Source organism: Arthrobacter sp. YAF34 (assembly GCF_052113245.1).
In the GTDB taxonomy this organism is placed as follows: domain Bacteria; phylum Actinomycetota; class Actinomycetes; order Actinomycetales; family Micrococcaceae; genus Arthrobacter.
Genome location: NZ_JBFRCV010000002.1, coordinates 168,076 through 182,444, shown reverse-complemented (window position 1 = coordinate 182,444; position 14,369 = coordinate 168,076). Strand labels below are relative to the sequence as shown.

The 14,369-nt window shown below is 69.4% G+C and carries 13 protein-coding genes; 8 read left to right on the top strand and 5 right to left on the bottom strand.

All coding sequences use genetic code 11. The annotated features are described in order from the left end of the window. Positions 1-71 precede the first annotated feature (71 nt). Positions 72-1,487: an NAD(P)H-quinone dehydrogenase gene (locus AB4Y72_RS03180; protein WP_441424715.1), complete on the bottom strand. Its 1,416-nt coding sequence runs from the start codon at positions 1,485-1,487 to the stop codon at positions 72-74. 168 nt (positions 1,488-1,655) lie between these two features. On the opposite strand from AB4Y72_RS03180, the gene AB4Y72_RS03175 reads away from it, so the two are divergent. Continuing rightward, positions 1,656-2,474, top strand: a complete 819-nt coding sequence (locus AB4Y72_RS03175) for a purine-nucleoside phosphorylase (protein WP_441424714.1) — start codon at positions 1,656-1,658, stop codon at positions 2,472-2,474. 66 nt (positions 2,475-2,540) lie between these two features. Here the strand turns inward: AB4Y72_RS03175 and AB4Y72_RS03170 are convergent, their stop codons facing one another. Then, positions 2,541-3,020: an RrF2 family transcriptional regulator gene (locus tag AB4Y72_RS03170; protein ID WP_441424713.1), complete on the bottom strand. Its 480-nt coding sequence runs from the start codon at positions 3,018-3,020 to the stop codon at positions 2,541-2,543. A 141-nt stretch (positions 3,021-3,161) separates the two neighbouring features. Between AB4Y72_RS03170 and AB4Y72_RS03165 the strand changes: the two genes are divergently transcribed. Beyond that, on the top strand, positions 3,162-4,901 hold the full coding sequence (locus tag AB4Y72_RS03165) for a phospho-sugar mutase (RefSeq protein WP_441424712.1): 1,740 nt from the start codon (positions 3,162-3,164) through the stop codon (positions 4,899-4,901). Positions 4,902-4,945: 44 nt separating this feature from the next. On the opposite strand, the gene nirD is transcribed toward AB4Y72_RS03165, so the two are convergent. Continuing rightward, positions 4,946-5,350 (bottom strand): nitrite reductase small subunit NirD, encoded by a 405-nt coding sequence (gene nirD, locus AB4Y72_RS03160; protein ID WP_441424711.1) that lies wholly within the window; start codon positions 5,348-5,350, stop codon positions 4,946-4,948. 337 nt (positions 5,351-5,687) lie between these two features. Between nirD and nirB the strand changes: the two genes are divergently transcribed. The 6 genes from nirB to AB4Y72_RS03130 all read left to right on the top strand — a co-directional run bounded on the left by nirB (position 5,688) and on the right by AB4Y72_RS03130 (position 12,794). After that, entirely contained in the window at positions 5,688-8,318 is a 2,631-nt protein-coding gene (gene nirB, locus AB4Y72_RS03155; RefSeq protein ID WP_441424954.1) for a nitrite reductase large subunit NirB, read from the top strand. A gap of 2 nt (positions 8,319-8,320) precedes the next feature. Then, entirely contained in the window at positions 8,321-9,355 is a 1,035-nt protein-coding gene (cobA, locus tag AB4Y72_RS03150) for a uroporphyrinogen-III C-methyltransferase (protein ID WP_441424710.1), read from the top strand. 8 nt (positions 9,356-9,363) lie between these two features. Further along, complete coding sequence (locus AB4Y72_RS03145) at positions 9,364-10,515, top strand: uroporphyrinogen-III synthase (RefSeq protein WP_441424709.1); 1,152 nt, start codon at positions 9,364-9,366, stop codon at positions 10,513-10,515. Between the two features lie 248 nt (positions 10,516-10,763). Continuing rightward, positions 10,764-11,657, top strand: a complete 894-nt coding sequence (locus AB4Y72_RS03140) for an FAD-dependent oxidoreductase (protein ID WP_441424708.1) — start codon at positions 10,764-10,766, stop codon at positions 11,655-11,657. Between the two features lie 160 nt (positions 11,658-11,817). After that, entirely contained in the window at positions 11,818-12,516 is a 699-nt protein-coding gene (gene deoC, locus AB4Y72_RS03135) for a deoxyribose-phosphate aldolase (protein ID WP_441424707.1), read from the top strand. 53 nt (positions 12,517-12,569) lie between these two features. Continuing rightward, positions 12,570-12,794, top strand: coding sequence for a hypothetical protein (locus tag AB4Y72_RS03130; protein ID WP_441424706.1), 225 nt, complete (start codon positions 12,570-12,572; stop codon positions 12,792-12,794). 74 nt (positions 12,795-12,868) lie between these two features. Here AB4Y72_RS03130 and AB4Y72_RS03125 read toward each other — a convergent pair whose 3' ends face one another. After that, the gene (locus AB4Y72_RS03125) at positions 12,869-13,378 is read right to left on the bottom strand and encodes a TspO/MBR family protein (RefSeq protein ID WP_441424705.1); all 510 of its coding nucleotides are present in this window, start codon (positions 13,376-13,378) and stop codon (positions 12,869-12,871) included. A 156-nt stretch (positions 13,379-13,534) separates the two neighbouring features. Beyond that, complete coding sequence (locus AB4Y72_RS03120) at positions 13,535-14,365, bottom strand: metal-dependent hydrolase (protein ID WP_441424704.1); 831 nt, start codon at positions 14,363-14,365, stop codon at positions 13,535-13,537. Positions 14,366-14,369: the final 4 nt, after the last annotated feature.

The window sequence follows — 14,369 nt, the reverse complement described above, 5'->3', positions numbered from 1 at the left end:
GGCACCGAAGGCCTCAAGCAAAAAGGGTCCAACGGCGGTGACCGTTGAACCCTTTTGACGTGTGGCGCGAGCTACATGTGAACGTGGAGTCGCCGCGCCGCCTCGGAGATGGAGCCGCTCAGCGACGGGTACACGGTGAAGGTGCTGGCGACGTCGTCGACGTGCAGTTTCTGGGTGACCGCCAGGGAGATCGCGAAGATGAGCTCGGAGGCGTTCGGGCCCACCACGACCCCGCCGATCACGGTGCCGGAGCCCTTGCGGGCGAAGATCTTGACGAAGCCGTCGCGGTGGTTGCGCATTTTGGCGCGCGCGTTGCTGCGCAGGGACAGCTTGATGACGTCGGCCTGGTATTTGCCGGACTCGATCTCGGCCTCGGAGACGCCGACGTTCGCGATCTCGGGCGAGGTGAAGATGTTGGACGCCACCTGGTGGAGCTTGAGCGGCATGACACTGTCACCCAGGAAGTGCGCGATCGCGATCCGGCCCTGCATCGCGGCCACGGAAGCGAGCGCCAGCACGCCGGTGCAGTCGCCCGCCGCGTAGATGTTCGGGGCCGTCGTGCGGGAGACGCCGTCGACCTTGATATGGCCGCTTTCGGTGAGCGCGACGCCGGCCTCCTCCAGGCCGATTCCGGCCGTGTTGGGGATCGAGCCGACGCAGACCAGGCAGTGGCTGCCCGTCACCTTCGACCCGTCGCCAAGGGTAACCACCACGCCGTCGTCCGTGCGCTCCACGGTCTCGGCGCGGGCGCGGGAGAGCACCTTCAGCCCGCGGCGTTCGAACACGCCCTCGAGGACCTCGGCGGCGTCCGTGTCCGAGCCCGGCAGCACCCGGTCGCGGCTGGAAATCAGGGTGACCTTGGACCCCAGGCCGTTATAGGCCGAGGCAAATTCCGCGCCCGTGACGCCCGAACCCACCACGATAAGGTCCTCGGGGAGTTCGTCCATGTTGTAGATCTGGGCCCAGTTCAGGATGCGCTCGCCGTCCGGCCGCGCGGTGGGCAGCTCGCGGGGGTGGGCGCCGACCGCGAGCAGAATGGTGTCCGCTTCCACAGTTTCGGTGCCGTCGGAGGTCAGGACCTCGATGGTGTGGTTATCGACCAGCCGGCCGGAGCCGATCAGGATGCGGACGTTCTGGTGTTCCAGCCCGGCCTGGATGTCCTCCGACTGCTTTCGGGCCAGCCGCAGGAGCCGGTCGTTGATGTGCTTGAGGTCCGCGCGCATCGTCGGGCTGCAGTCGCCGCCGTCGAGATCGAACTTGACGCCGAGCTCCCCGGCCTCGCCGACGCGGGTCATCAGGTCCGCCGTCGCAATCAGGGTCTTGGAGGGGACGACGTCGGTCAGTACCGCAGATCCGCCCAGTCCCGCGCGTTCGATGATGGTGACGTGCGCCCCCAGCGAGGCGGCGACCATGGCAGCTTCATAGCCGCCGGGCCCTCCGCCGAGGATTGCGATGCGGGGTGAGCTGAAATCGGGATGCGTAGTCACAATCATCCATTGTCCACTATCCGAACCGGAGCCACCAAGAATCCGGACGGCCGCGGGTCCGGCCGCCGCCGCGGTGCCCGGCGTGGTGCCGGGCGCGGTGCCCGGCACAGTCCTACGGCGGGGCAGCAGGTGCTGGGCAGCGGGCCCGGCGCGCGATAACTTGTACCAGTGAGCTATACAGAATTCCTGAACGCGGACCCCTTCGATGCCGCCCGCGACGCCGCCAACTACATCGCCGAAGAGACGGGCGTCGATTCCCACGACGTCGCGCTGGTACTCGGATCGGGCTGGGGTGACGCCGCCGACCTGATCGGCGAGACCACCGCCACCCTCTCCGCGTCCGAGATCCCCGGTTTCACCGCGCCGTCGGTGGTGGGGCACGTCGGCACCATCCGTTCGGTGCTGACCAAGGAGGGCAAACGGGCCCTCGTCCTCGGCGCGCGCACGCACTACTACGAGGGCAAGGGCGTGCGCTCCGTGGTCCACGGCGTGCGCACCGCCGCGGCCGCCGGCTGCAAGACCCTGGTACTGACCAACGGTTGCGGCGGCCTCAATGAGGACTGGACGCCCGGCACCCCCGTGCTGATCAGCGACCACATCAACCTCACCGCCACCTCGCCGCTGGAAGGCGCCACGTTCGTGGACCTGACGGACCTGTATTCCTCCCGCATCCGCGGCCTGGCCCGCGAAGTGGACCCGTCGCTGGATGAGGGCGTGTATGCCCAGTTCACGGGCCCGCACTACGAAACGCCGGCCGAGGTGCAGTACGCCAAGCGGATCGGCGCTTCCCTCGTCGGCATGTCCACGGCGTTGGAGGCCATTGCCGGCCGCCACGCGGGCATGGAGGTCTTCGGCATCTCGCTCGTGACCAACCTCGCGGCCGGGATCAGCCCGGTGCCGCTCAGCCACGAGGAGGTCCTTGAGGCCGGACAGGCTGCGGGACCGCGCATTTCCCAGCTGCTCGCGGGGATCATCGCCAAGCTCTGAGTGCTGCCCCTTGTCGGGTGCCCGAGGGGTAAACGTGCCCAACAGGTCCTGGACCGCCGGCCGCGGTTACTCCGCCGCCAGGTAGTCCAGGACCTTCACTTTGTCTGCCGGGAACCGCCGCTCCATCGAGTCCGCGATCCCGGCGATGCTTTGGCGTGCCAGCGCCTGCCGCCACGCGAGCTCGGCCTGGCGCATGGTCTGGGAGATCAGGCACGTCCGGGCGAAGTTCTCCTGCCGGGCCGGCTCCGGGACGTTGCCGAGGATCGCCTCGCACCTAAAGGCCGGGTCCTGGCCCTCCAGGGCCAGGACGATGTCCAGCACGGTGATGTTTTCCGGCCTGCGGGCCAGGTGGAATCCGCCGTGCGGCCCCGAGACGGACTCCAGCACCCCGGCCCGGACCAGCGACTGGAACTGTTTGTTGAGGTAGGCGGCGGGGAGCCGGTAGTAATCCGCGAGCCGGGCACTGTTCACCGGTTCACCCGGCGGTGTCCATGCCATGTTGACGCAGCTGTGCACCGCCCATTCCACCCCGCGGCCCATCTTCATATTCCAGACGCTACGTGTCCGGAAATTTCCGTGTCAAGGCCGCGCCCGTGTCCGGGGTTCGGCCCGGTGTGATGGAACTGAAACCCCAACTCTCGGTTGCGGGGGGCGGAATCGCAGGCGATTGGCGATAGTTTGGTTCCTATGACGTCTTCTGATGCCGAACTGGCCCGACTCCTGAGCGACGCCCGCGACTGGGCAGACCAGGACCCGGACCCCGCCACTGCCGCCGCCCTGTCTGAGCTGATCCGCCTCACCGACGGGGGCGACGCGGCCGCCCGCCAGGAACTGGCCGACAGTTTCAGCGGCACCCTGCAGTTCGGCACGGCCGGCTTGCGCGCGGCCCTCGGACCGGGACCGAACCGGATGAACCGGGTGGTGGTGCGCCGCGCCGCTGCCGGCTTCACCGCGTTCCTCACCAGCGCCGTCGAACAGGCCTCCCCCGGCACCCGGCCGCGCGCCGTCGTCGGCTTCGACGCCCGCTATAACTCCGATATTTTCGCCGAAGAAACGGCGGCGATCCTTGCCGCTGCCGGGGTTGAGACCTTCCTGATGCCGGCCGCGCTGCCCACCCCACTGCTCGCCTACGCGGTGCGGGCGCTGGAGTGCGACGGCGGGGTCATGGTCACGGCCAGCCACAACCCGCCGCAGGACAACGGGTACAAGGTCTACCTCGGCCGTCATGCGGTTGAGGAAAGCGGCCGCGGCGCCCAGATCGTGGCGCCCTACGATGCCCTGATCGCTGCGCGGATCGACGCCGTCGGCGCCCTTGACTCAATCGTCCTGGCCGCGGACGGCTGGACGGTGCTGGAGCCGGCCATCGCCACCGAGTACGAGGCCGCCGTGACAGCCCTCACGGCTCCGGACCACTTCCCGGCCCGCGGACTGAAGATCGTCCTGACCCCCATGCACGGCGTGGGCGGGGAAACGGCGGTGGCCGTGCTGAACGCCGCAGGTTTCGCCGACGTCACGCTTGTCACGGAACAGGCGGAGCCGGATCCGGATTTCCCCACGGTGAACTTCCCCAATCCGGAAGAACCGGGAGCGCTGGACCTGGCCCTCCAGACGGCAGCACGCGAGGACGCCGACATCGTGATCGCCAACGATCCCGACGCCGACCGGGCAGCCGTGGCCGCGAAGGACCCGGCCACCGGCGCCTGGCGCATGCTGCGCGGCGACGAGGTCGGAGCCCTGCTGGGCGCCCATGTCGTGGCGCGGCTGGCCGCCGCCGGCGAGGCACCGGACGGCGTGTTCGCCAACTCGATCGTGTCCTCCCGGCTGCTGGCGCGGATTGCGGCCGCAGCAGGCTACGCCCACGAGGAAACCCTGACCGGCTTCAAGTGGATCGCCCGCGTGCCCGGACTGGTCTACGGCTACGAGGAGGCGCTCGGATACTGTGTGGCGCCGTCGCTTGTCCGCGACAAGGACGGAATTTCGGCCGCGGTCCTCATCGCCGAACTCGCGGCAGCCGCAAAGGCCGAGGGCAAGACCATCTTCGACACCCTGGATGAGCTCTACCTGGTGCACGGCCTGCACGCGAGCGATCAGCTCAGCATCCGGGTCGCGGACCTCGGCCTGCTGGATGCCATGATGAACCGGCTGCGGGTCAGCCCGCCGGAGTCGTTTGGCGGTTCCGGCGTCGAGACCGTCACGGACCTGGCCGTCGGCAGTGAGCACCTCCCGCCAACCGAAGGCCTGCTGTACCTCACGAAGGACCTCAGCCGGGTCATCATCCGGCCCAGCGGCACGGAACCGAAGCTCAAGTGCTATCTCGAAGTCATCCGCGGTGTCGACTCGGCCGCCGAGCTGCCGGAGGCCCGGACCGAGGCGCGCGCCGCGCTGGACAGCGTCCTGGCCGACGTCCGCGAGGCCCTCGGCCTCTGACGGGACCCCCTCTGACGGGACTCCAACGGGCCCGCAGCTGCCCCCTAACGGACCTCGACGTCGATGAACCCGTCGACGATCCGGGTGCGGTAGGAGGCCAGGCTCAGCTCCGGGCTGCCGAAGCACTCCCCGGTTTCGAGGTCGTAGACCTCTTTATGCAGGGGCGAGGCGATGGTCGGGCGGGAGCCGCGGGAGCCGGTGATGCCGCGCGCCATCACATGCGCGCCGGTGGCCGGGTCCTGCTGTGCGACGGCGAAAACCTCACCGTTCACGGTCCGGAACAACGCGACCTGGCGTCCCGAAACCAGTGCGGCCTCGCCCCAGCCGGGCTCCAGGTCCGCGACGGCACATACCCGGCGCCAGCCGGCCGCTGACCGACCAGCCGGCTCAGCACTTGGGTCCTCAACGTGTAGTGCGTCGCGCGCTGCGCTTTCAAGTACGGCGGTCATCCCGGCCCCTCTCTGATCCATCCCTTGCGGGCTCAACCGCTGCTGCGGCCACCTCTTCACGCTAGGCCCGCGGTGTTTCAGCCGGCCGCGCCGGATGTGTCCGGCGCGTAAAAGAGAGCTCACCCGGACGGAAATGCATTCGTGATGCAGAAGTTAAGATCACGAAACATAAGGGAAACTGAAGCGAAATTCCCCCTGCCTAGGCTGGAACGACAAGCTGCAGAGCACCGTCTGCGGCCCATGCGAAAGGCCCACCGTGACCGGACTCCCCTCAAGCCACCCGAACCGCAGCGCAGCCAATGCAGCCTGCGCAGCCAGCGCCGCCCCGCGCCGCATCGTGGTGGCCGGCGGTGGCCCCGCCGCGCACCGCTTCGCCGATGCCATGCACGCCCGCGGCCTGGGCGGTTGGCACGTAACAGTCCTCACGGAGGAAGCCCACCTCCCCTACGACCGCGTCGCGTTGAGCAAGGCGCTGACGGACAGCGACGTCGACCTGACCCTGGGCAGTGCCTCCATGTGGGACCACGCGGCCCTCAACTTGGTGACCGGCGAGCGCGTCGTCAGCATCGACGCCGCCGGCAAGACCGTCACCACCGCGGCGGGAACCGTCTACCCGTACGACGAGCTCGTCGTCGCGACGGGCTCGGACGCGGCCAGGCTGCCCATCCCGGGTGCAGAACTGACCCATGTGTACCGCACCCTTGAGGACGTCTGGTCCATCAACACGGCCATCGCGGACCTCACCGCGAAGCTGGGCCGCCAGGTCAACGCGGTCACGATCGGCGGCGGCCTGCTGGGCCTGGAGTCGGCGGCCGGCACCGGGCAGCTCGGGGCCACGCCGATCGTCATCAACGGCTCGCCCTGGCTCATGAACACCCAGCTGGACGAGGGCGCCGGGCAGGCGCTCGGCCGGCTGATCGAGGCCAAGGGCTTCACCGTCCACGGCGGCGTGTTCCCCTCCGAGGTCCTTTCCGACGACGACGGCCACGTCACCGGCGTCCTCATGGCCGACGGCCGGATCATCGACGCCGACATCGTGATCGTCGCGATCGGCGTCAAGCCCCGCGACGAGCTCTTCCGGGCCGCGGAAGGGGAAACGCAGCAGTTCCGGCTCGGCCAGCGCGGCGGCGTGGTCATCTCCGACGACTGCTCCACCGAGGTTCCCGGCATCTGGGCGATCGGGGAGGTGGCCAACTTCGCCGGCATGTGCCTCGGCCTCGTGGCCCCGGCCAACACGATGGCCGAAATCGTCGCGGACCGGCTGCACGGCGGGGACGCCACCTTCCCCGGGTTCGACACGGCGACCAAGCTCAAGCTCTCCGGCGTCGACGTCGCAAGCTTCGGCGACGCGTTCGCCCGGACCGACCGCGCACTCGAGATCGTCTACGCCGACCCCGCCCGCGGTGTCTACCAGAAGATCGTCACCACGGACGACGCCAAGACCCTCCTCGGCGGCATCTTCGTCGGCGACGCCGCCCCCTACACCTCCCTTCGCCCCATGCTGGGCCGCGAGCTGGCCGCCGAACCCGGCGCGTACCTCACCGCCGCCGGCGGCGGCAACGCCGGGGACGAAGTCTTGGAGAGCCAGCTGCCGGACGATGCCACATTGTGTTCCTGCAACAACGTGACGGCCGGAACCATCCGGGACGCCATCGGCGGCTGCGGCGCCTGCGACGGCAACGCCCCCGTCCAGGAACTCGGCGAGCTCAAGGGCTGCACCCGCGCCGGAACCAGCTGCGGATCCTGCGTGCCGATGCTCAAGAAGCTGCTCGAAAGCGAACTGACCAAGTCCGGCGTCGAAGTCTCCAAGGCATTGTGCGAGCACATCGGGCTCTCCCGCCAGGAACTCTTCGAGACCATCCGTGTCCTGGAACTGACCTCCTTCGAGGAGATCATGGCCAAGCACGGCTCCGGGGCCGGCTGCGATATCTGCAAGCCGACCATCGCCAACATCCTGGCCAGCCAGAACAGCGCCTACGTCCTGGACGCCGGGCGCGGCACCCTGCAGGACACCAACGACCGCGCCCTGGCCAACATGCAAAAGGACGGCACCTACTCGGTGGTCCCGCGCATCGCCGGCGGCGAGATCACGCCGAAAAAGCTCGGCGTGATCGCCGCGGTTGCCGAGCAGTACGGCCTTTACACCAAGATCACCGGCGGCCAGCGGATCGACATGTTCGGCGCCCGGCTGGAACAGCTGCCGGAAATCTGGAAGGTGCTGGTGGACGCCGGCTTCGAGTCCGGCCAGGCCTACGGCAAGAGCCTGCGCACCGTGAAGTCCTGCGTCGGCTCCACCTGGTGCCGCTTCGGCGTCCAGGACTCGGTGGCCATGGCCATCGCGCTTGAGCTGCGCTACCGCGGCCTCCGCGGCCCGCACAAGCTGAAGATGGGCGTCTCCGGCTGCGCCCGCGAATGTGCCGAGGCCCGGGGCAAGGACGTCGGCGTCATCGCCACCGCGGACGGCTGGAACCTGTACGTCGGCGGCAACGGCGGGGCCACCCCGGCGCACGCCCAGCTGCTGGCCAAGGACCTCGACGACGAAACCCTCATCAAGTACATCGACCGCTACTTCATGTACTACATCCGCACCGCCGACCGCCTGCAGCGCACCGCACGCTGGCAGGAAGAGCTCGACGGCGGCATCAAGCACGTCGAGGACGTGGTGGTGCACGACACCCTCGGCATCGCCGCGGACCTGGAGGCCGCCATGGCCAAGCACGTCGACACGTACGTCGACGAATGGGCCGACACCTTGAAGGATCCCGAGCGCCTCCGCCGCTTCCGCTCGTTCGTGAACGCTCCGGACCAGTTGGACGACTCTATTACCTTCGTCCCCGACGAGCGCGGCCAGATGCGCCCGGCCACGGCAGAGGAAAAGGCGCTGGCCGCCCGGCAGCCAGTCCTGATCGGTGCGACCATTCCGGTCCGTGCCACCCCCACGGAACTGCCCGACGAGAACGAGGCATAGCCATGCAGCTCAGCATCGACCTCACCGGACGCGAAGTCCTGGTCACCGGTTCCGACCACGCCGCACGCCAGGCCGTGCGGCGCTACGAGGCGGCGGGGGCCGTCGTGTACCGCCTCAGCACCCCGCTGGGCGCCGACGTGGACGGCCCACTGCCCGAGCGCCCGTTCCTGGTGGCGGCGGTCGAGGACGGCCAGCCCGGTTGGGAGGCCCTCCTGCGCCGGTGCCGGGCCACCGGCATTCCGGTGGCGGCCGAGCCGGCGGCCGGCCCGTCGGGACACGTCATGCTGGTCGGCGGCGGCCCCGGTACGGCCGACCTGCTGACCGTCGCCGCCGTGGCGGCGCTGCGGGACGCCGACGTCGTCTTCTACGACCGGCTCGCCCCCTACCAGGAGCTGCCGTCCCTGACCTCGGCCGAGCTCGTGGATGTGGGCAAGAAGCCCGGCCACCACAAGGTCAGCCAGGCCGACATCGAAAGGCTCATGGTCGACAGCGCGCTGGCCGGCAACAACGTGGTCCGGCTCAAGGGCGGGGACCCCTATGTCTTCGGCCGGGGCGGAGAGGAAGTCGCGTCCTGCGTCGCAGCCGGGGTCCCGGTCCGGGTCATCTCCGGCGTCACCAGCGCCATCTCGGTGCCGGCGGCCGCCGGCATCCCGGTCACGCACCGCGAAGTCAGCCACCTCTTCACCGTGGTCTCCGGCCATGCCCCGCTGACCGAGGACGAACTGACACACCTCGCCGGGCTCGGCGGAACCATTGTGGTGCTCATGGGCATCGGCACCCTGCACCACCTCGCTGCCGGGCTCCGCCGGGCCGGGATGCGGGCGGACATGCCGATGGCCGTCGTCGAGCGCGGCTACCGCCCGGGCCAGCGCACCACCATCGCCGAGCTGGGCACCATCACCTCCGCAGCCGCGGGCTGCAGCAACCCAGCCGTCCTGGTGATCGGCGAGGTGGTCCGGGTGGCCGAAGCCAACCGGGGCGGCGCCGGCGCCGCCGCAGAGCTCGACCGCCTGGCCGCATCACTGATGGAAGCGTAGGGATGCTCATGAGCGCACCAAATGCCGCCGCCGCCTTTCCGGAGCCTGCGGAGGACGGGCCGGAGAACGGCCTGCCGCTGGACGGTTTCCGGATCGGCGTCACCTCGCACCGCCGCTCCCAGGACCTCATCGAGGCTCTGGAGCGCCGCGGCGCCGAGGTGCTCCATGCTCCGGCGCTGAAGATTGCCCCCGTCCGGGAGGACCAGAGCCTGATCGAGGACACCCGGGCCATCATCGCCGCCCGGCCGGACCTCTGCATCGCCACCACCGCGTACGGCATGCGCCGCTGGTGCGAGGCCGCGGACACGTTTGGCATTGGTGAACAGCTGCTCGAGACCCTCTCCGCCACCCGCATGTTCGTCCGCGGGCCCAAGGCCCGCGGTGCGGTCCGCGCGGCCGGGCTCGCCGACGTCGGGATCAGCAGCGACGAAACCACCTCCACGCTCGTGGACATGCTCCTCGCCGAGGGGGTGCGGGGCAAGACCGTCGCGGTGCAGCTGCACGGCTACACCGACGTCCGGCAGCTCGAGCGGCTGCGCATGTCCGGCGCCACCGTCATGACCGTCACCCCGTACCGCTGGGTCAAGCCCGACGGCGCCGACCGGCTGCCCAAACTCATCGAAGCCGCGTGCAGCGGAAACCTGGACGTCCTGACCTTCACCAGCGCCCCCGCCGTCGACGCGATGTGGAGCACGGCGCACGAAATGGGCGTCTACAAGCAGCTCGTCGAGAGCCTGAACACCACCGTGGCGACCGCCGTCGTCGGGCCGATCACGGCCCAGCCGCTGCTCGACGCCGGGCTGCACCCGCTGGTCCCGGAGCGATTCCGGATGGGTGCCCTGATCCGGCTGGTCTGCGAGCACCTGGCACTCAACCACGTCCGCCGGCTGGACACCGCCTCCGGCAGGGTGGAGCTGCGCGGCCGTTCGCTGCGCATCAACGGCGAGGCGATCGACATGGCGCCGGCACCGCTGTTGCTGCTGCGCGCGCTGGTCGGCGCCGGCGGGGCGGTGCTGTCCCGCGAAGCCCTCTCGGACCTCCTGGAACTGCGCGGCTCGGTGCACGCCCTGGACATGACCGTCAGCCGGCTGCGGTCCGCGCTGCCGGACGCCCGGTTGGTGGAAACCGTGGTCAAGCGCGGCTACCGGATCCGGGTGTAAAGCAACGCGGGGTCACCTAGCGCCCATCGCACCGCCAATTATGGGCGCCAACTGACCCCGCGTTGCTCTGCTGCCGGCGGTTCTTCGGGACGGTGTGACGCACGGCATTACCGGCCGGTAAATACTGGCGAACAGACAGGGCAAAAGTTGCAACACCGGGGAAACACCCCGGAAAAATCGGCCGCCTACGCTGGGGTTCATCAAGCACACCGGCCTGACCAGGGCCACCCCAGCGAAAGGGCCTGCACATGTCCGCCTCGGCCTTGTCTCCCACCACGTCGTCCTCGACGGCAGCCACCGAATCCACCACCGCGGCCGCCCGGCCCAGGATCGTGATCGCCGGCGCCGGCCCGGCGGCCCAGGCTCTTGTCCGCCACCTCACCCGGACCCCGTTTGCCGGCGCCATCACGGTCCTCAGCAACCGGGACGACGCGCCCGAGGAACTGCTGGAACTCGCCGCCCTGCCCCAGGTCTCGGTCCGCTTCGGCCAGCCCGCCAGCTACATCGACGCGCAGGACCGCCACGTCACCACCGCCGACGGCATGGAATTCGCCTACGACCAGCTCGTCATCGCTACCGGGTCCGCTCCCGCCGATACGCCCATGGAAGGCGCCTCGCGGTGCCTGAGCTACGCCACGATCGACGACGCCGCCCGGCTCGGCAACGCCGTCAAGGACGTCACCCGGGTCCTGGGGCGGCGGCCTCTGGGCATCCTGGTCGGCACGGGCTCGGCCGCCGGCCAGGCCGAAGCCGTGCTCCGGGCCCGTGGGGTCCGCCCCGTCCGCACCACCGTCCGTCCCGCCGCCGTCGTTCCCACACCCGCAGGGTCGGTGCTGCCCGCGTCCGGGATCGTCTTCGAGGACGGCTCCAGCATGAACGGTGACCTCGTGGTCCTCGCCGAGGAGCGCATTGCCCGGGACGGGCTGGCCGCCACGGCCGGGCTCACCACCGCACCCGGCGGCGGGATTGTCATCGGCCAGGACTTCCGCACCTCCGTGCCGGGGATCTGGGCGATCGGCGACGCCGCAGCGTACGACGGCGTCCGGCTGGGGCTGCTCGTGGCGTCCGGTTCCGCGGCGTCGGTGTGCGCCTCCCAGTTGCTACAGGCCACCATGGGCCGGCCCCTGACGGCGGCCGCCTGAGCGGGCCGGGACGGCCCAGCGGGGGCATTCGCCGGGCACGACACTATGGCAAGATGGTCACCTGATAAGCCGCGAACCGAGCGGCGCCGCCAGGGCCCCGCAGGCCCACGAGGCCCGGGAAGGGACCGCGCGTCCCGGGCCCGCCAGGAAAGGGACCACCATGAGCCACGAAGCCGCCGCCGGGGGCACGCCGAACATCGCCTCGTACATCGACCACACCCTGCTCAAGCCGGAGGCCAGCGAGGCGGAGATCCTCAAGGTCTGCGCCGAGGCGGCCGAGTACCACTTCAAGTCGGTCTGCGTGAACCCGGTCTGGGTCAAGACCGTCCAGACCGCGCTTAAGGGCTCCGGCGTGCTGACCTGCTCTGTGGTGGGGTTCCCGCTGGGCGCCACCCCGAGCGACGTCAAGGCCTTCGAGGCCCGCGGCGCCGTCCTGGACGGTGCCGAGGAGGTGGACATGGTCATCAACATCGCCGCCGCCCGCGCCAATGACAAGGGCGCGCTGGTCGATGACATCGCCGCCGTCGCCGCAGCCGTCCACGAGGGCGGAGCCATCCTGAAGGTCATCATCGAGACGGCGCTGCTGAACGATGAGCAGAAGGTGCTCGCCTGCGAGGCCGCGGTCGAAGCGGGAGCAGACTTCGTGAAGACCTCCACCGGCTTCAACGGCGGCGGAGCTACTGCCGCGGACGTCGCCCTCATGCGCCGCACGGTGGGCCCGGACCTGGGGGTCAAGGCCTCCGGCGGCGTGCGTTCCCTGGCTGATGCACAGGCTATGATTGCTGCAGGTGCAACACGTATTGGCGCCAGCTCCGGCATCTCGATCGTCACGGGTGAACAGGGTTCGTCCGCGTACTGATTCGTGCCGGCAGCGCCCACAGTTTTGAGCCCCCCGGGGCCGAGGAGGAACGAATGTCCAACAACACCACCAAGTCCCGGCAGGTCGAGAACAGCCTCGGATCCAGCATCGCGCTGTTCGTGCCGATGATGCTCCTGTTCTTGGGTGCGATCTACTCGCTGACCTTCCTCACGCTGGAGAACACCTGGCCGATGGCGGTCTGCCTGATTCTCTTCGCAGCCGCGTTCTGGATCCCGCAGACGCTGCTGGGACGCTCGAACTCGGCCGGCGAAAACTAAGCGTTCCTTAAATGACTGCAGCCCCGGAACATCCGGGGCTGCAGTCATTTAAGGAACGCCCGCGGTCACCGAGCTCAGATGGTAGCGGCCCGGGGGTTGAGTTTCGCGATTGCCGTTGACAAAGCGGTGGCGAATCCGCACCACGCGGCGTAGGGGGCAAGGGCCACGCCGGCGCCGCGATTCAGTTTGTACGTCCGGCGCACCAGGTCGGCACTGCTCGCCGTCAGTACGGCGCACTCTGCCGCCGCCAGCCACGGCCGGCGGCCGCGCCAGAAGAGCCAGCTCCAAGACGCATTGAGAATGAGGTTTGCCGCCAAAGCACCCCGGTAAGCGGCCAATTCCCGCCGCCGGGTTTTGCTGGCTGGGGTGTGGGGCGCATCGTTGCTGTCCAGCGCGACGGCGGAACTTACGGCGAGGTCCGCGTAAAGTGCTGTCCAGACCACGGGAAACGCGATGGCGGGCGGCTGCCAGTCAGGTTTGCGCAGCCGCCGATACCACCCTCCGTCCGGATCCGTCGAAACTCCGCCGGCCGCCGCCGTCGCGGCTGTCGCAGCCGCCGTCCATACCACTGTCATCAGCTTCATCGCTACTCCCAGGTTCGCTGTCGGTCCAGATGTGCATCCCTGACATCAGGAGGATTGGCACCCCGGATGACCCGGCCACTGGCACCTGCACACCATCAGGATGCATCTCCATGCGGCTCAGAGTACCGCCGCGCAACCATAAAGTAACGACGCACCCTACCCGGGCACCAGCGCGAAGAGGCCCCTGACCAGCCCCGTGCCGAGTGCCAGGGCTGCCGGGAAGTGCGCCTTGGCCACGGCCAGGCCGGCGCCGAACATCCCCACCATCGCGTAGCCGCTGACCGGGATCAGGACGAACCATTCCCGCCGGGACCCTGCCCGGCCCAGGAGCGGGATGGAGAACGCCCCGTTGGCCCGCCAGATGTTCTTGAGCAGCGGCAGCTTCCGCAAAGCCTTCGGCGGCTTGATCACGAGCGGCCAAAGCAGCGGCACTCCCCCGGTGGTGATCATGTCCCCCACAATGTGGACCAGCACGCCGGTGAGCATCGAGACCGGCAGCCAGGTCCACTGGTGCGGCGCAAACCACGTCACCAGGCCCGCCATAAGCAGCGCGACGATCCAGTTGCTGATCCAGCCGGATTTCCCGAAGAGTTTCAGTGCCTTCGCGGCGATGTTGATCATAAACATGCACAGCAGGCCGGCTCCGACGGACAGCAGCCCCCACCGGGTGTGCAGCTGCAGCTGCCCGGCGATCGTGGCCAGCAGCACGAAGAACGCCGCGCCCAGCACCGAGTGCGTGCCCTGCCGGTGGCCGCCGCTGACGTTCTCAATGCCGCGGGCCACCAGGTTGGACAGCGGCGGCAGCGCGTGCGCCACCGTGCTGGCCCGGTGGTCCCAGTCGCAGACCAGCGCGGTCCCGGCCGTTGCCATGGCGCCGATCACGATTCCGGTGGGATCGAGGGGGTACCAGCCGAGCGCGTACGGGCCGGTCGAGGCAATGGCTACCCACGCCGCGGCTCCCGACGCGGCGTGATGTCCTCCCATCATGCTT